The sequence below is a fragment of the Adlercreutzia sp. CNCM I-6216 genome (assembly GCF_977113345.1).
The window spans coordinates 17,138-34,326 of the sequence record NZ_CDSBIE010000009.1 but is presented as its reverse complement, the minus strand read 5'-3'; the positions used below and the strand labels follow the sequence as shown (position 1 = coordinate 34,326).

The window sequence follows — 17,189 nt, the reverse complement described above, 5'->3', positions numbered from 1 at the left end:
GTCACGAGCATGCAGAGGAAACGACGCCAAGCTCTCCGATGCAAAGCGGGCCCCGAAAACGGGGCCCGCGGGAGGGGAGGGTTCCAAAGGGGGCGCGCCGCTGTGAGGGAGGGGGCTGGCAGCGCGCACCTTTCCGCTGAACGGTTAGTCGCCCAGGGTGTCCACCGGCTCGTCGAGCAGGCCGAGGGCCGAGCGGGCCGCCAGCACGCCGAAGGTCCAGGCGCGGCCGTGGGAGCCGCCGGTGATGAACAGCGGGTAGTCGTCGCCGTAGTAGGAGCCCGACGCGTTGCCCGCGGCGTACAGGCCGCCCAAAGGCTCGCCGGCCTCGTTCAGCACCTCGAGCTTTTCGTTGATGGTGAGGCCGCCGGCGGTGCACAGCAGGCCGGGCATGCGCTTGATGGCGTAGAAGGGGGCCTCTTTGATGCCGTTATAGGTCATGAACGTGCTGTCGACGCCGAAGTCCTCGTCCTTGCCGGCATCCACCAGCTCGTTGTAGCGGGCCACGGTGGCGAGGAAGTTCTCCTTGTTGATGCCGCACTTATCGGCCAGCTCCTCCAGGGTGTCGGCCTCGATGATGGCCCCGCGCTCCAAGGCGTCGGCCCAGTCGTTGGCCGGATCGGCCGTGGAGCGGCTGTGGCTGTTGGGGTGCTTGTAGTCGCCCTTGGGAGCGTGCGCATCCCAGTTCTTGTCGATGATCTGGAAGGCGGTCATCTCGGGCTGGAAGCGCACCTGGGTCACATGGCTCTGGTAGCCCAGGTTCTCATTGCCGAAGCGCTCGCCGTTGAGGTTCACGCGCAGCCACGGAATGCCGGAGTAGGGGGCGTTGCCCTCGGGCATCCAGGTGGGGTCGAAGTGCATCATCATGGTGTGGGGAGCCGGGTCCATGGAAGCACCGGCCCACAGCGCCATCTTGTGGCCGTCGCCGGTGTTGCAGGGAGCGCCGTGCATGCTCTGCACGCCCTTCATGATGGGGCAGAAGGCCTCCAGCATCTCCTCGTCGTCGGAGGTGTCGCCGGTGCAGAGGATGACGCCCTTGGAAGCGTTCACCTTCACATAGCCCTCCTTGCTCTCACCGATGACGCCGGTCACATGTCCCGACTCGTCCTGCAGAAGCTGCACGGCGGGCGTGTTGTAGCGGATATCGGCGCCGGCGGCCACGGCCTTCTCGGCGATGGCGTCCAGCAGCTTGTGGAACTGGTCGTAGCGGGTGGCCATGTCGTTGTTGATGTACCAGCCGTAGGTGTGGCCCGATCCCAGCATGACCGGGGTGAAGTCCGGCGTCTGGCGGATGACGTAGTCGACCACCTCGCCGGAGCGGTTCAGGAAGGTCTTGACCACCTTGTGGTTGTCGCGGCCGTTGGACAGGTCGGCGAACTTGAAGTAGATATCGGCCAAGTCGTAGGTCTGACCGGCGTCGAGGAACATCTTGGAGTTGAAGGCGGCCACGCACCAGCCGTTGGTGATGACCTTGTCGAGCTTCTGCAGCACGACGACCTTGGCGCCGCTTTGGGCAGCGGCCATGGCCGAGGTGGTGCCGGCCGAGCCGAGGCCCACGATGCAGATCTCGGTGTCGATGGTCTCGACGATCTCGTCGTCGGCGATGGGCTCGGGCTTGGTCTCCCAACTCCAGCGGGTACCGGGGGCTGCAGCGCCCTCGCCCGTCTCGCTCAGCGTCTGCTGCGGCGTGCTCGGAGCGCAACCGGCCATGCCGGCTGCGGCGGCGCCACCCAGAGCGACGGCGGCTCCGGTCAGGAAATTGCGGCGAGAGATGCTCTTGTTCATGATGGCTTCCTTTCTTGGTTGCCGCGCCCGCCCCGCATCGGTGACGAGCGCCCTTCCTCTCCGTGCGAATCGCGTCCCCCTCGTGCTTTTCCGCGGGGCTTTTCGGTTCGCCAACGATTGCGAACTTTACCGAGCCGGCTGCGCCGCGTCATCCTCTTCCCAGGTCAGAGAGGGGGGAGATTTTCGCGCCCTTCTACCCCTTTTGCCAAAAAGAGGGGGGATATCGTCTCCGACGGCTTTTTTGGCTCCCTCAGTCGCCTATAATTTTCGCCACGAGGATGCCGCGCACGCGCTCCCGCCCGTCTTGCGATTGCAGGCGACGGGAACCGGCGCGCGGGCACCGTGCATGGAAGGGTTGCCGCTGCGGCGCAGGGAGGGCGTATGGACGAGAGGGAGACGGCCGGCCGATCGGTTTGGAAGGGACGGCTCATCGAGATGCCCTTTGCCTTTACGGGCATGGGGCTGTTTCGCGTGTGGACGGAGACGGTGTACTCCAACGGCGCCCTCGCGTTCCCCGCTCAGGATGAGACGGGCTTCGGCTTCGCGGCCTTCAACATGATCGCCGCCGTCGTACTCGTCGTGCTGGCCTTGTCCTCGCGGCGCATCGCGCCGCTGTACGGCAAGCGGGCGGTGCCCTGGGTCACGGGCGCGTGCATGATAGCGTCGGCGTGTCTGAACTTCTCGACGATCTACTTCCCCGAACTCGCCCCCTTCTTCGGGGCCCCGGCTGCAGTGCTGGGGGCGGTGGGCATCGCGCTCATCATCCTTTTGTGGTCGGAGCTGTTCGGCTGCTTGAATCCCTTCCGGGTGGCGCTGTACTTCTCGGGCGGCCTGGTGGTAGGCGCTCTCGTTCTGTGGCTGTTCAAAGGCCTGGCCATTCCGTGGCTGTGGGTGTGCACCTGCCTGGTGCCGGTCGTGAGCCTCGTCTGCCTGCGCCGCGCCTATGACCTGCTCCCCGACGACGAGCGTCCGCGCCGGTCGTGGGGCACCTTCTCCTTCCCGTGGAAGCCCATCGCCGTGATGGCTCTCTACTCGCTGGCCTACGGCATGTGCGAGCGCGTGTTCGGAAGCGAGCTGGGCATCCACTCGGGGCTCGGATGCGTGGCGGCGGCCGGTGCGGTCTACCTGGTGGTGTGCCTGCGGCGCGACCGGCTGCACCTGTCGTTCGCCTACCGCGCTGCCTGCCCGCTTCTTCTGGCGTCGCTGCTTCCCCTGTGGATGCTTGGCCCCATCGGCGGCGAGCTGGCGAGCTTCTGCGCTCTGGCCGCCTACACCTTCGTGCTCATCGTCATCATGGTGGTGCTGAGCAATTTGACGTACCAATACGGATTCAATGCCGTGTGGCTGTTCGGCATCGAGCGGGCCGTGCGCCTCGTGTCCGTGCAGGCGGGGCTCGCCGCTACAGAGGCGCTAACCGATTCGTCGTTCGGCTACCTGGCGCTGTGCGTCGTGGTGGCCGTCGCCGTTGTGGTGGCCACGGCCCTCTTTCTTTCCGAGAAGCAGCTGACCACGCCGTGGGGGACGGTGCTGAAGACGCTTTCGGGGCAGAGCTTCGGCGACCGCTCGCGTATCGGCGCCAAGTGCGACGAGCTGAGCAAGCAGTTCGGGCTCACCTCGCGGGAGGCGGAGATTCTCACGCTGCTCGCCCAGGGCAAGCAGCAAGGGCAGATCGCCCACGACCTCTACATCGCCCCCAGCACGGTGAAGACCCACATCAAGCACCTCTATCAGAAGCTGGGCGTCCATTCGCGCAAGGGGCTCTGCGATCTGGTGGGCGTGGAGGCGGGCCGTGCCGGCTGTGAGAAATAACGGAGCATCTCCGGATGGCGAGATCCTTGCGCTATACTTTCTTTCCAGCAAACGATAGCGCGCAAACGGTTCTTCCGGACGTTTGAGGCGGCGCCGGTGCGGTGCCCCTGGACAAGCGTGCTTCGCTTCGAATGCAGAACGAGGAAAGGCGTTTCATGGAAACTGCTGCGATTATTTTGGCCGCGGGGGCCGGTACCCGTATGAAGTCGAAGAAGCCGAAGGTGGTTCACGAGGTGCTGGGCCGCCCGCTCGTGCGGTGGGTCGTGGAAGCGGCCAAGGAGGCGGGCACCGATAGGGTCGTCACCGTGGTGGGGCATATGCGCGACCAGGTGATCCCTTTGGTGGAAGGCGATACCGAGGTCGTCGTGCAGGAGGCCCAGCGCGGCACGGCGGATGCGGTGCTGGCCGCCGCCGATGCCCTGGCCGGCTTCGACGGCGCCGTCGTGGTGCTCTCCGGCGACTCTCCGCTCATTCAGCCCGAGACCATTCGCCAGATGGCGGCTCTGCGCGAGGAGCACAACGCGGCGGTCATCGTGCTTACCATGGAGCTTAAAAACCCCTTCGGCTACGGTCGCATCGTGCGCGACGGCGCCGGGGAGGTGGCCCGCATCGTCGAGCAGAAGGACGCGAGCCCCGAGGAAGCGGCCATCACCGAGTGCAACTCGGGCGTCTACTGCTTCGACGCCCGCGCCCTTTTCGACGCGCTTTCCCAGGTGAATTCCGACAACGCCCAGGGCGAGTTCTATCTTACCGACGTGCTGGCCATCAGCCGCGCCGCCGGGCGGCCCGTGCTCGCCTATAAGACGAGCGATGCGGAGCAGTGCCTGGGCGTGAACTCCCGCGGCCAGCTGGCCGAGGCGACCCGCGTCATGCAGCGGCGCATCAACGACGCGCACATGGCCGCCGGCGTCACGATGTGGGATCCGGCCACGGCCTACATCGGCCCCGAGGTGGAGATCGCCCCCGACGTGGAGCTTCTGCCCAACGTCATGCTGCTGGGGAAGACGACGATCGGCGAGGACAGCGTCGTGGGCCCCGACAGCCGCCTGACCGACACGCGCGTCGGTTGCGGCTGCCGCATCGACGAGACCGTGGCGGTAGAGGCGCTCATCGACGATGGCGCCACCTGCGGTCCGCGCGCCTACCTGCGTCCGGCGGCGCACTTGTGCGAGGGCGCCAAGGCCGGCACCCATGTGGAGATCAAGAAATCCACCATCGGCAAGGGCTCGAAGGTGCCGCATCTGTCCTACATCGGCGACACCACCATGGGGGAGGGCGTGAACATCGGCGCCGGTTCCATCACCTGCAACTACGACGGCGCGAACAAGCACGCCACCGTCATCGAGGACGGCGCCTTCGTAGGATCCGATACCATGATGGTAGCGCCCGTGACCATCGGCGCCGGGGCGCTCGTGGGTGCTGGCTCCACCATCACCAAGGACGTGACGCCGGGAGCGCTGGCCCTCGGGCGCGCCAGACAGCAGGAGATAGAAGGCTGGGTGGCGGCGCACCCCATCGAGAAGAAGAAATAGTCGGTCGCGCCGCTTCAGCCCGCATGAAGCGGCGCGCCGTACTACAATAACCGAAGCTGAAAGACCCGTCGCAGAAGGGACGCACCCTATGACCGAGATGACCAAGCGCATGATCCTGTTCTCCGGCTCGGTGAATCCGGAGCTGGCCGAGGAGATCGCCAAGTACCTGAACGTGAACCTCGGCAACATCAAGCACGAGAAGTTCGCCAACGGCGAGATCTACGCCCGCTACCAGGAGTCCATCCGCGGCGCCGACGTGTTCCTCATCCAGTCGGTGTGCGCGAGCGAGACCTTCGACGTGAACGACGCCCTCATGGAGCTGCTCATCATGGCCGATGCCGCCAAGCGTGCAAGCGCCCGCTCCATCTCGGCGGTCATCGCGCACTACGGTTACGCCCGTCAGGACCGCAAGGCCGCCCCGCGCGAGCCCATCACGGCCAAGCTCGTGGCCGATCTGCTCGAGGTCTCCGGCATCGACAACATCATCACGGTGGATCTGCACCAGGATGCCATCCAGGGCTTCTTCGACATCCCCGTGAACCACATGACGGCCATGCCCATCTTCGTGGATTACTTCCGCAACAAAGGCTTCGATCCCGAGCGTCTGTGCGTGGTCTCGCCGGACGTGGGTCGCGCGAAGGCGGCGAAGAAGTTCTCTACGGCGCTCGATTGCGACATCGCCATCATGCACAAGGATCGCCCGAAGCACAACCAGGCCGAGATCACCGCGCTTATCGGCGACGTGACCGACAAGATCTGCATCCTGAACGACGACATGATCGACACGGGCGGCTCGCTTGTGGCCGCGGCCGCCACGCTGAAGGCCAAGGGCGCCGCCGAGGTGTACGCCTGCGCTACCCACGGCCTGTTCTCCGGCCCGGCCTACGAGCGTCTGGAGAACTCCTGCATCGAGGAAGTGGTGGTCACCAACGCCGTGCCCGTGCCGCTCGCGCGCCAGACCGGCAAGATCAAGGTGCTCTCCATCGCGCCGCTGTTCGCGCAGACCATCGATGTCGTGTACAACAACGGCTCTATTGGGAAATTGTTCGAATAGCTGCTTGGCTGTCCGGCCCGAGTCCCCGGGGAGGAAGCCCGTGCTCAAACAGCATTGAAGTGCGGGTCTCTCCGAGGGTCTCGGGCCTTCTTTCTTTGCACTTCAATGAACTGCGCGCGGGCCCCCTCCCCGGGGACTCGGGCCTACTCTTCCAAAGATGAATGACGGAAATAGGTGACAAGTTGTATATGATCGCGGGCCTGGGGAATCCGGGCGAGGAGTACGAGCACACGCGGCACAACGCCGGGTTCGATACGGTGGACGCGCTGGCCGATGAGCTGGGCGTGCGCTACTGGAAGAACGAGGGCGGGGCACTCGTAGGGAAGGCGAGCTACCACGGCCACGAGCTTCTGCTCGTAAAGCCCCAGAGCTTCATGAACACCTCCGGCGGCCCGGTGAGCAAGCTCATGCGGACGCACAAGGCGGCCCCCGACCATCTCATCGTCATCCACGACGAGCTGGACATCGACCCCGGCACTATTCGGGTGAAGTTCGGCGGGGGACATGCCGGCCATAACGGGCTGCGCTCCATCTGCGATAAGCTGGGCACCCGCGACTGGTACCGGGTGCGCATCGGCATCGGGCGGCCGCCGGGACGGAAGCCCGTGGTCGACTGGGTGCTCTCGCGCCCCCGCAGCAAGGACGACACCGAGGCCTTCGATCACGCCGTGGCCGAGGGCTCGAACGCGGTGCTGTGCCTCATCGACAACGGCCTGGAAAAGACCCAGCAGCGGTTCAACTGAGGGCTGGAAATTCCTATGCGTCTTTCCGAGAAGGGGCACACCTACGCCCTGTTCGCCATCGTCGTCATCACCTGTGCGTTAGGATCGCTTTCCCAAACCGCTACGAACTCCATGCTCACGGGCATTTGCGCGGAGTTTTTCATCGATGCCGGCGAGGGGCAGTGGCTGACCACGGTCTACATGCTCGTTATGGGTATTACGGTGCCGGTGGTGACGTTCCTCGCCCGGCGTATGTCGGTCAAGCGCCTGGTGTGTCTGGCCCTCGGGCTCTTTCTGGCGGGCTCGGCCGTTGATCTGATTGCCCGAACGTTCTTCACGCTCGTGCTGGGACGCGTGCTGCAGGCGGTGGCTACGGGCATCACGCTGCCGCTCGTGCAGTCGCTGGCCATGACGCGCTTTCCGAGAGAGCGCACGGGCACGACCATGGGCATCGCGGGCATTGCCATGGGGTTCGCCCCCAATATCGGCCCCATTATCGGCGGCGCGCTCGTAGACTCCTGGGGATGGCGCAGCTTCTACGGGCTCCTTATCGGTGCCTTGGTGCTGCTTGCGCTGGCCTGCGCTCTGTTGGTGCGCGAGGAGGGGGATGGCAGCGCCGGCGCTGTGTTGGACGTGCCGTCGCTGGCACTTTCCACGCTCGGTTTCGGCGGGCTGCTCTTGGCGGCATCGAATGCGGCGAACATGCCGCTGTCCAGCGAGGGCGTGTGGGTTCCGGCGCTGAGCGGTGCCTGCTGCGTGGCTGCGTTCCTCGTGCGGCAGAACCGTATTTCTCATCCGCTTATTTATCTGGGCGTGTTTCGCGCCCGCCAGTACCGGGCGGCGTTCGTGGCCCAGAACTGCCTGTTCGCCTCATTCATGGGCATCACGCTCATCGTTCCCTTGTTCGTGCAGGGCATCTGTGGGCTCTCGGCGCTCGATGCCGGCATCGTGTTCGTGCCGGCTACGGTGATAGCCCTGTTCCTGAATCCGCTAGCTGGCCTGCTCACCGATCGGGTGGGCGCACGCGCGGTTACGGTGACGGGCGCCGTGCTGCTCGTCGTTGGTGCGGCCTCCATGATGTTCGTGGATGCAGCGACTCCGCTATGGCTGCTGACGGCCATGCAAGCGGTACGCGCTTTGGGCGTGAGCACGCTCGTGGGGCCGTTGAACTCCTGGGGTCTTTCGGGCTTGCTTCCCGCGAACACGATGGACGGCAGCGTCTTTTTCGCCACGGCCCGCCAGGTGTGTGCCTCGCTCGGCACGGCGCTCATGATGCTGCTCGTGGTAAGCGTGCCCGCATCGCTGGCTCTGACAGGCATGGGCGGCGCGGAGGCGGCCGTGTGGGGCTATCGGGCGGCCTTTGCTCTGTCGGCGGCGCTTTCGCTGGCGGTGCTCATTGTTGCCGTTTGGAAAATCCGTTAGCGTATAATCTGCTCCGAAACGAATGGAAGTGAAAGGCGGCCTTGGTGGCGTTTCTTCTCGGTTGTGAAAAAGTGAGCGTGGAATTCCCCACGAAGACGGTGTTCGAGGGGCTGTCCCTCGGGGTGGACGAGGGGGCTCGCATCGGCATCGTGGGCCAGAACGGCGATGGGAAATCCACGCTTTTGCGGGTGCTTTCGGGCGATGTGGAAGTGGACGACGGCCGTGTCATCCGCACCCGCGGCGTTTCGGTGGGCGTACTCGGCCAGAGCGACGATTTGCGCGACGCGGACACCGTGGAGCGGGCCGTGGTGGGGGATATCCCCGAATACGAGTGGGCCGGCGACCCTCGGGTTCGCGCCATTATCGCGGGGCTGCTCGAGGATGTGGATTGGAGCGCGACGGTGGGAACCCTTTCCGGCGGCCAGCGTCGACGGGTTGATCTGGCCCGGCTGCTCATCGGTGACTGGGACGTGCTCATGCTGGACGAGCCCACCAACCACCTGGACGTGCGCGCCATCACCTGGCTCGCCGAGCACCTGAAGACCCGCTGGCGCCGCGGGGCAGGGGCGCTGCTCGTGGTGACCCACGACCGTTGGTTTCTCGACGAGGTCTGCGAGGCGATGTGGGAGGTGCACGGCCGCCGTGTCTGGCCCTTCGAGGGAGGCTTTTCCGCTTACATCATGCAGCGGGTGGAGCGGGATCGCCTGGAGGCTCTGGCCGAGCAGAAGCGCCAGAACGCCCTGCGCCGCGAGCTGGCGTGGCTATCCCGCGGCGCCCGCGCCCGGGCCACCAAGCCCAAGTTCCACGTGGCCGCCGCCCAGGCGCTCATCGCCGACGTGCCGCCCTTGCGCAACGAGCTGGAGCTCAAGCGCATGGCCATGGCGCGTCTCGGCAAGCAGGTGGTCGACCTTAAGGGCGCATCGCTGCGCTTCGGGGACCGCGTCATCTTGGACGACGTCGACTGGATCATCGGCCCGGGCGATCGCTACGGCATCGTGGGCGCCAACGGTATCGGCAAGACGACGCTTCTGCGCATCATCCAAGGGCTGCAGCCGCTCGATTCCGGGCGCGTGAAAATCGGCCAGACCGTGCGCTTCGCCGTGCTGTCGCAGCATTTGGACGAGCTGCGCAAGCTCGGCGACGACCGGGTGCGCCAGGTGATCTCGCGCTACTCGCGGCGCACAATGCTCGACGGCAAGGAGATGACACCGGGGCAGCTGCTCGAACGGCTCGGGTTCACCAAAGATGACCAGAACGAGCCGGTGTGCGACCTGTCCGGCGGCCAGAAGCGTCGGTTGGCGCTCATGCTCATCTTGCTGGACGAGCCCAACGTGCTCATCTTGGACGAGCCGGGAAACGACTTGGACACCGACATGCTGGCGGTGGTGGAGAGCCTGCTCGATGGCTGGCCCGGCACGCTTCTGCTCGTCACCCACGACCGCTACCTCATGGAGCGCGTGACCGACCACCAGTTCGCCCTCATCGACGGCAAGGTGCGCCATTTGCCCGGTGGCGTGGACGAGTACCTGAAACTCGCCGAAGAGGCCGACCGCGAAGCCGCGAAGAGCGCCGGTGGCGGCCGCGGAAATGACTCTGGGGTCGGCTCCGTAGGGGGCGACCTTGGTCGCCCCTCGCTCGCGACCTCCAGCAATCCCGGGAATGCGGCTGCCTCTTCCGCCCCCGTCCTCTCCGGCGGCGAGCAGCGCGCCCTGCGCAAGCTCATGACCTCCAACGAGAAGAAGATCGAGACCCTGAAGGGCAAGATCGAGAAGAAGCAGCTGGAAATGGCCGCCGCCGACCAATCTGACTATCTGGTGCTCACCGCCATGCAAGAGGAAATCGCCGACTTCGAAACTCAAATAGAAGCCCTCGAGCTGGAATGGTTCGAAGCCGCCGAGAAGCTGGGGGAGTAGTGGCCGCGTACAAGACCATAGCCGCTCGTGCCGAGGCCGAGATCGTCGAGAAGAAGAGCCACTTCATCGGGCGAATCGCGCCGGTCGCCACTGAGGAAGAGGCACTCGCTTTCATCGCCGAGGTGAAGGCGGCTCACCGCATGGCGCGCCACAACGTGTACGCCTACGTGCTGCGCGGCGGTCGCGTGCGCTACACCGACGACGGCGAGCCGGCCAAGACGGCGGGTATGCCGACCCTCGAGGCCATTCAACATGCAGGTTTGGAAGACGTGGCGGTGGTGGTCACCCGCTACTTCGGCGGCATTTTGCTCGGCACCGGCGGCCTGGTGCGCGCCTACACCGACGCCACGAAGGCGGCTATCGAAGCGGCGGATGTCGTCACGGTGTCGGTCTGCGTCGACATCATCCTGGAGGTGCCCTACAGCCTGTACGAGCAGCTCTGTCGCATCGCTGAGGCGGCCGGCGCGAAGCTTGCCGAGAGCGACTTCGCCGAGAACGTCCTGCTCACCTTCCGCATGCTCGACGGCACTCAGGCCCCCTTCCTGGAAAAGCTCACCGAGCTCACCCGCGGCCAAAGTGAAATCATCGTGACCGCCCCCTTCGATGCCGCGTTCTAGCAAAGGGGCGCTCTATAATGGCCCCAAGCGTTGAAAGGATTTGCATGTACGGATTGAAGACGGAGAGCTCGTTCGATGCCTCTCATTTTTTGACCGATTATCATGGGAAGTGCGAGAACCTGCATGGGCACCGCTGGCGCGTGGTGGCTTATCTGGAGGTGGAGCACCTGCAGACGGAGGGCACCTGCAAGGACATGGTGGTGGATTTCGGCGAGTTTAAAACCGAGCTGCGCGCGCTGACCGAGCGACTCGACCACCATTTCATCGTGGAGGAGGGCTCCCTTGCCCCCGACACCTTGGCGTGCCTCGAGCGCGAGGGTTTCGCCCTGTTCATTGTGCCCTTCCGCACCACGGCAGAGAACCTCGCGAAGTGGTTCTTCGACGCGCTGGCCGCCCGCGGGTTGCCCGTGGCCCAGGTGGAGGTCTACGAGACCCCCAACAACTGCGCCTACTATCGGGAGCAGCGATAGCCCATGGTGCCCGAGGAGGAGAACGACGGCCTGCTGGATGCCGAGCGGCACCAGGCGCGCCATACCATCGCCCCCCGTGCCCAGCTGTTCCCCGTGGCGGAGAAGTTCGTGTCCGTGAACGGGGAGGGCCTGGCGGCGGGGCGGCCGGCCGCTTTCATCCGGTTCGCCGGCTGCAATATGTGGTGCACCTACTGCGACACCCGCTGGGCGAACCATCCGTTGGTGGAAGTGGAAGGGTGGAGCGTGCCCGACCTGGTGGCCTGGGTGGCCGAGACCGGCGTGTCGTGCGTGACGCTCACCGGCGGCGAGCCGCTTCTGCAGCCTTATCTGCCCGATTTGGTGCAGACTCTGCTCGCGGTGGACGACCCGCGCCCTTTGCGCGTGGAAATCGAGACGAACGGTTCGCGCGACCTGAGTCCCATGGCGCACTTGCGCGAGGCGTGCGCCGAGGCGGGGCTTCCCGGCAGCCTGCACTTCACGGTGGATTGGAAGACACCCACGGCCGGCGAGGCCGTGTCCGCCGCCATGCGCCGCGAGAACTACGATCTGCTGGATACGCGCGATGCCGTGAAGTTCGTCGTGGGCACCGAGGACGATCTTGCTTTCATGGAACGCTGCGCCGACGAGGCGGGGCTGTGGGATCGCTGCTCGGTGCTGGCAAGTCCGGTATGGGGCGCCATCGAGCCGGCCGAGATTGCCGCCTATCTGATCGATCACGGCTTGGACCGCGCCCGTCTGCAGCTGCAGCTGCACAAGATCATCTGGCCCGATGAGACGCGCGGGGTCTAAAGATCCGGAAGGAACGAACCATGACCAAAACCAAAGCCCTGGTGCTGTGCTCCGGCGGTGTGGATTCCACGACGCTTTTGGCGCGGGCCGTGAGCAAGTACGGCGCGGAAAACGTGTATGCGCTTTCCATCAGCTACGGGCAGAAGCACGTCCGCGAGATTGAGGCGGCCCGCGCCGTGGCGGCCCATTACGGTGTAGAGCAGCGCTTCCTCGATTTGGGCGCCATCTTCGCCGACAGCGACTGCTCGCTTCTGGCCCATTCCGATGCAGCCATCCCCGAGTCCAGCTACGCCGATCAGCAGGCCGAAGGCGACGGCGGCCCGGTGAGCACGTACGTGCCCTTCCGCAATGGGCTCTTCCTCTCCTCGGCGGCCTCCATGGCCCTCTCGCTCGGCTGCTCGACGGTCTATTACGGCGCCCATCATGACGACTGGGCCGGCAACGCCTACCCCGATTGCTCGCTGGAGTTCGTGGAGGCCATGAATCGCGCCATCGTGGAGGGCACCGGCGGCGAGCTGTGCTTGGAAGCTCCGTTCGTCACCTGGTCGAAGGCCGACATCGTGCGCGAGGGGCTGGCCCTTGGCGTGCCCTACGAGCTCACCTGGTCGTGCTACGAAGGGGGAGAGGCGCCCTGCGGCCGTTGCGCCACCTGCCTCGACCGTGCCGCCGCCTTCGCCGCCAACGGCGTCGAAGATCCGGCTATGAGATAATCAAGCAGAGTTGAGTGTAGCGGGATGTGGGGTATTGCTCACCAAGCGAGTTCCGAGAGCGTTCGAAACAGGACTAAACGTCCTGTTTCGCCGAGCGAGGACTGTCTGAGCGACTGGGCGGTACCCCGCAGCCCGCCCCCAAGGAGTTGCTAAAGAAGAGGAGCTGGGAATGAAACCAATGGACATGGCTGAAGCGCTGTTTGGCAGCGACGATGATGCAATCGGGAAGCCCGAGGGATCGGTGGATACTTCGGCTATGGCCGCCATCGCGGCCCATCTGGCTCGCGAGGATGCCGGCCCCGCGCCAGCGACTGCTCCCGCCGCTGCCTCGGCTGGCCGCGATGAGAATGAGACTCGCGCCGGCGGCGTCACCCTGCTCGGCAACCAGCATACCCAGTACCCGACCGACTACGATCCGTCGGTGCTGGAGACCTTCGAGAACAAGCACCCGGGAAACGACTACTTCGTGAAGTTCAACTGCCCTGAGTTCACGAGCCTGTGCCCCATCACCGGCCAGCCGGACTTCGCCACCATCTACATCTCCTACGTGCCCGATGTGCGCATGGTGGAGAGCAAGTCACTCAAGCTGTACCTGTTCAGCTTCCGCAACCACGGCGACTTCCACGAGGACTGCATGAACATCATCATGAAGGACCTCATCGCGCTCATGGATCCGAAGTACATCGAGGTCTGGGGCAAGTTCACCCCGCGCGGCGGCATCTCCATCGACCCGTACTGCAACTACGGGCGTCCCGGCACTCGCTGGGAGGAAGTGGCCTGGACGCGCCTGTCCCAGCACGACCTATACCCCGAGAAAGTGGACAACCGCTAGGCGCTGTGCGACTCGCTGCCGAACGTCGATTGAAGGCTTGCGAGGAGCTGCCCGGGCGGTGCCGTGGGAAATTGCCGCGCCGCCGTCGTGCTGCGGTGACAGAATGCGAGCTTTATGCGAAAATACCTTCCGAACTACGAAAAAGAACGCACGTAAGGTAGCTAGCACATTATGACCGCCCAATTCAGCATCCGGGAGGCCGATCCGCAGATCGTCGCGCGTCTGGCGCACGACCTCGGTCTGCCCCGCTTCATCGCGACGACCCTCGTGGCCCGCGGCATCACCACGGTGCGGGCCGCCAAGCGCTTTTTGAATCCCTCGCTGGACCGCGACTGGCGCAACCCCCTGGAAATCCCGGGGCTGGCGGAAGTGGCCGACGGACTCATCAACGCCATCCGCGAGAAGAAGCGCATCGTCGTGTTCGGCGACTTCGATTTGGACGGCATCTCCGCTACCACCGTGCTCACCCGGGGCCTACGGGCTCTCGGCGCCTGCGCCTTCCCCTTCATTCCCCGTCGCTTCGAGGAGGGCTACGGCATCACCGCCGCTGCCTTCGAGCGCGCCCGGGCCTTAGAGCCGGACGTCATCGTCACCGTGGATTGCGGCATTGCCTGCAAGAGCGAGGTGGCCGACATCCTGAAGGCAGGGGTGGAGGTCTACATCACCGACCACCACGAGGCGGCCGACCTTGTGCCCGAGGGCGTTCCCGTGGCCGATCCGAAGATGGCCGATGATTGCCCCAGCGCTATCCTCGCCGGCGTGGGCGTGGCCCTGAAGCTCGTGCAGGTGCTCGGCAGCCGCCTGGGCTTTCCGCATTTGTGGCGCAGCTACACCGACTTCGCCACCTTGGGCACCGTGGCCGACCTCATGCCCATGCGCGACGAGAACCGGGCCCTTGTGGCCGACGGCCTCACTCGCATGAACACCAATCCGCGCCCCTGCATCGCCGCGCTTCTGGCCACCACGGGCCAGGCCGGCAAACCGCTTTCGGCCACGAACCTGTCGTTCTCCCTCATCCCGCGCCTGAACGCCGCCGGGCGCATGGGCAATGCCGATTTGGCGCTTGATCTGCTCATGTGCGACAACTACGGCGAGTGTTGCGCCATGGCCGAGGCCCTGGAGGACGTGAACAACCAGCGGCGCGCCATCGAGGCGGAGTTGTCGGACATCGCGAAGGAGCAGGCCGGCAGGATCTACCACGGCCAGCGGGCGCTTGTCGTGGCCGGCGAGGGCTGGCACGAGGGCGTGAAGGGTATCGTGGCTTCCCGCCTCGTGAACACCTACGGGGTGCCGGCGCTCCTGTTCACCATCGACGGCGACGAGGCCCGCGGCTCGGGGCGCTCCGTGGGCAACGTGAATCTCTTCGAGGCGGTGGAGTCGATCTCGTATCTCACGAAGCGCTTCGGGGGCCATGGGGCGGCCGTGGGCGTCACCATCCCCACCAAAAATTTGAAGGCCTTCGCTCAGCGCCTCGACGCCTATATGCAGAAGCTGCCGGAGGCGGCCTTCCATCCGCTGACCGAGGTGGACGCGCTCGTGAGCCTGGACGAGCTGACGCTCGAATCCGTGGCGCTCGTGGAGCGGCTCGCCCCCTTCGGCCAGGAGAACCCCCAGCCCACGTTCCTGGCCCGCAACGTGACGCTCGTGAACACCCGGGCCGTGGGCCAGACCAAGGACCACTTCGCCTGCACGCTCACCAACGGGCGCGCATCGGTGGCCGGCATCATGTTCCACTGCGCCGCCATCGACGCGCTGCTCGTGAACGACGCGGTGGTGGACGCCGCCTTCACGGTGCAGATCGACGAATGGCGCGGCCGCCGCTCGGTGAAGGCCATGCTGGAAACCGTGGCGCCGGCGCGCAGCTGCTGCGCTTTGGAGGCCTGCCTCGACCCGGATGCCGTGTCGTTCACCGCCGATCTGTTCGCCGAGGCGGAAGGGGAGCCCGATCTTGCGGCCGCCGACGAGGCGCCCGAGCCGGCGCTCCCCGATCTGGCGCCCCGCCGCGCCCGGTGGGAGGAGACGGCCCGCCGCGACCCGGACGGCCTGGAGGCGGCCATTGTGAAGGCCATCATCGGCGACCGCCCGCTGCATCCGGCCCAGCGAGAGATTCTCGATCGGCTGCGGGCGGGGAAGTCCACCTTCGCCGTCATGGCCACGGGGCGCGGCAAGTCGCTGTGCTTCCAAACCTACGCCGCCTTCCGCGCGCTGACCGACCATGCCGCGAGCCTGTTCATCTACCCCTTGCGGGCGCTCATCGCCGACCAGGTATTCCATCTGCGGGCGAGCCTCGAGCGCTTCGGCATTGCGAGCGCCGTCATCACCGGCGAGTCGACGCCCGAGGAGCGCGCGGCGGTGTACGCGGGGCTGGCCGACGGGAGTCTCGATATCGTGCTCACCACGCCGGAGTACCTCATGTTCCACACCGACGAGCTGGCGGCCTCGGGGCGCGTCGGGTTCGTCGTCGTGGACGAGGCTCACCACATCGGCCAGGCCAAGGCCGGCCAGCGCGTGGCCTACACCCAGCTCGACCGGGCGCTGACCCGGCTCGGAGACCCCGTGGTGCTCGCGGTGACCGCCACGGCCAACGACGCCGTGGCCGACGACATCGATGCGGTCCTGCCCATTCAGGACTCGGTCATCGACGAGACGGCCCGCGACAACCTGTACCTGGACGACCAGCGCAACATCCCGCACCGCGACGACTATTTGGCCTCCCTGGTGGCCACGGGCGAGAAGACCGTCATCTACGTGAACTCCCGCGAGCATTCCGTGGCGCTCGCGCGCATGCTGCGCCGGCGGGTGCCGCAGCTCGCCTGCATGATCGGCTTCTACAACGCGGGGCTCTCCCGCGACGAGCGCAAGCGCATCGAAGAGCTGTTCCGTCGCGACGACCTGAAGGTGCTCGTGGCCACCTCGGCCTTCGGGGAGGGGGTCGATATTCCCAACATCCGGCACGTGGTGCTGTACCACCTGCCCTTCAGCGACGTGGAGTTCAACCAGATGAGCGGCCGGGCCGGGCGCGATGGGAAGCCGGCGTGGGTGCATCTGCTCTACGGGCGCGGGGACGCCTCCATCAACGAGCGCATCTTGGCCGACGCCACGCCGGATCATGACGTCATGGCCCAGGTGTACCGCAAGCTGCGCTCGCTGCAGCGCAACACTCCCGACGACTACTTCTGCGTGGCCGACGCCGATCTGGCCGAGGCCGCCTCCGACGCTTTCCGCGCCGTGAGCCCCACCTCGGCGGCCTGCGGCTTGGCCGTGTTCCGCGAGCTCGGGCTCATCGAGACGCGCACCGTTTACGAGGCCGGCCGCCCGCATCTGTGGGTGCGGGTGCGCGAAGGGGCGTCGAAGGTGGAACTGACCGATTCGGTGCGCTACCGCGAGGGCATCGACGAGCGCACGCTGTTCGGCGGCTTCTGCCGATGGGCGCTGGGCACCGACGAGCCCGCGCTCACGGTGCGTCTGTGCCATCCCATCGTGCCGAGGAACCGACCGGGCCAGGGGCACTAACCGATAGCGATCCGCGGACCATCC

Annotated in this window: 13 protein-coding genes; 12 read left to right on the top strand and 1 reads right to left on the bottom strand. The window is 65.9% G+C overall.

Translation table 11 applies throughout. From position 1 onward, the window contains the following. Positions 1-144: 144 nt before the first annotated feature. Positions 145-1,782, bottom strand: a complete 1,638-nt coding sequence (locus ACYVRU_RS09100) for an FAD-dependent oxidoreductase (RefSeq protein ID WP_461186037.1) — start codon at positions 1,780-1,782, stop codon at positions 145-147. Between the two features lie 381 nt (positions 1,783-2,163). Here ACYVRU_RS09100 and ACYVRU_RS09095 point away from each other — a divergent pair, with 381 nt between their 5' ends. The 12 genes from ACYVRU_RS09095 (at position 2,164) to recJ (ending at position 17,165) form a co-directional block, all read left to right on the top strand. After that, positions 2,164-3,591, top strand: a complete 1,428-nt coding sequence (locus ACYVRU_RS09095; protein ID WP_461186036.1) for a helix-turn-helix transcriptional regulator — start codon at positions 2,164-2,166, stop codon at positions 3,589-3,591. Positions 3,592-3,746: 155 nt separating this feature from the next. Further along, on the top strand, positions 3,747-5,123 hold the full coding sequence (glmU, locus tag ACYVRU_RS09090) for a bifunctional UDP-N-acetylglucosamine diphosphorylase/glucosamine-1-phosphate N-acetyltransferase GlmU (RefSeq protein ID WP_114548629.1): 1,377 nt from the start codon (positions 3,747-3,749) through the stop codon (positions 5,121-5,123). A gap of 88 nt (positions 5,124-5,211) precedes the next feature. After that, complete coding sequence (locus ACYVRU_RS09085) at positions 5,212-6,177, top strand: ribose-phosphate diphosphokinase (protein WP_022740387.1); 966 nt, start codon at positions 5,212-5,214, stop codon at positions 6,175-6,177. Positions 6,178-6,359: 182 nt separating this feature from the next. Beyond that, entirely contained in the window at positions 6,360-6,920 is a 561-nt protein-coding gene (gene pth / locus ACYVRU_RS09080) for an aminoacyl-tRNA hydrolase (protein WP_114548645.1), read from the top strand. A gap of 15 nt (positions 6,921-6,935) precedes the next feature. Next, positions 6,936-8,321, top strand: a complete 1,386-nt coding sequence (locus tag ACYVRU_RS09075) for an MFS transporter (RefSeq protein WP_114548628.1) — start codon at positions 6,936-6,938, stop codon at positions 8,319-8,321. A 44-nt stretch (positions 8,322-8,365) separates the two neighbouring features. After that, positions 8,366-10,234, top strand: coding sequence for an ABC-F family ATP-binding cassette domain-containing protein (locus ACYVRU_RS09070; protein ID WP_461186035.1), 1,869 nt, complete (start codon positions 8,366-8,368; stop codon positions 10,232-10,234). Beyond that, positions 10,234-10,851 (top strand): IMPACT family protein, encoded by a 618-nt coding sequence (locus ACYVRU_RS09065; protein ID WP_114548626.1) that lies wholly within the window; start codon positions 10,234-10,236, stop codon positions 10,849-10,851. Before ACYVRU_RS09070 ends, ACYVRU_RS09065 begins: the two co-directional genes overlap by 1 nt. A gap of 44 nt (positions 10,852-10,895) precedes the next feature. Beyond that, positions 10,896-11,321, top strand: coding sequence for a 6-pyruvoyl trahydropterin synthase family protein (locus tag ACYVRU_RS09060; RefSeq protein ID WP_022740381.1), 426 nt, complete (start codon positions 10,896-10,898; stop codon positions 11,319-11,321). 3 nt (positions 11,322-11,324) lie between these two features. Beyond that, positions 11,325-12,110, top strand: coding sequence for a radical SAM protein (locus ACYVRU_RS09055; RefSeq protein WP_114548625.1), 786 nt, complete (start codon positions 11,325-11,327; stop codon positions 12,108-12,110). A gap of 20 nt (positions 12,111-12,130) precedes the next feature. Next, entirely contained in the window at positions 12,131-12,820 is a 690-nt protein-coding gene (queC, locus tag ACYVRU_RS09050) for a 7-cyano-7-deazaguanine synthase QueC (protein ID WP_330038221.1), read from the top strand. Positions 12,821-12,989: 169 nt separating this feature from the next. Beyond that, positions 12,990-13,652 (top strand): preQ(1) synthase, encoded by a 663-nt coding sequence (gene queF, locus ACYVRU_RS09045; protein WP_261797815.1) that lies wholly within the window; start codon positions 12,990-12,992, stop codon positions 13,650-13,652. 171 nt (positions 13,653-13,823) lie between these two features. Then, the gene (recJ, locus tag ACYVRU_RS09040; protein WP_461186034.1) at positions 13,824-17,165 is read left to right on the top strand and encodes a single-stranded-DNA-specific exonuclease RecJ; all 3,342 of its coding nucleotides are present in this window, start codon (positions 13,824-13,826) and stop codon (positions 17,163-17,165) included. Positions 17,166-17,189: the final 24 nt, after the last annotated feature.

What these genes read in the sequence shown, in the direction of transcription:
- glmU (WP_114548629.1), top strand. Translation starts at nt 3,747, where the DNA reads ATGGAAACTGCTGCGATTATTTTGGCCGCGGGGGCCGGTACCCGTATG.
- ACYVRU_RS09055 (WP_114548625.1), top strand. Translation starts at nt 11,325, where the DNA reads ATGGTGCCCGAGGAGGAGAACGACGGCCTGCTGGATGCCGAGCGGCAC.
- queC (WP_330038221.1), top strand. Translation starts at nt 12,131, where the DNA reads ATGACCAAAACCAAAGCCCTGGTGCTGTGCTCCGGCGGTGTGGATTCC.
- queF (WP_261797815.1), top strand. Translation starts at nt 12,990, where the DNA reads ATGAAACCAATGGACATGGCTGAAGCGCTGTTTGGCAGCGACGATGAT.
- ACYVRU_RS09095 (WP_461186036.1), top strand. Translation starts at nt 2,164, where the DNA reads ATGGACGAGAGGGAGACGGCCGGCCGATCGGTTTGGAAGGGACGGCTC.
- ACYVRU_RS09075 (WP_114548628.1), top strand. Translation starts at nt 6,936, where the DNA reads ATGCGTCTTTCCGAGAAGGGGCACACCTACGCCCTGTTCGCCATCGTC.
- ACYVRU_RS09100 (WP_461186037.1), bottom strand. Translation starts at nt 1,782, where the DNA reads ATGAACAAGAGCATCTCTCGCCGCAATTTCCTGACCGGAGCCGCCGTC.
- ACYVRU_RS09085 (WP_022740387.1), top strand. Translation starts at nt 5,212, where the DNA reads ATGACCGAGATGACCAAGCGCATGATCCTGTTCTCCGGCTCGGTGAAT.
- ACYVRU_RS09060 (WP_022740381.1), top strand. Translation starts at nt 10,896, where the DNA reads ATGTACGGATTGAAGACGGAGAGCTCGTTCGATGCCTCTCATTTTTTG.
- recJ (WP_461186034.1), top strand. Translation starts at nt 13,824, where the DNA reads ATGACCGCCCAATTCAGCATCCGGGAGGCCGATCCGCAGATCGTCGCG.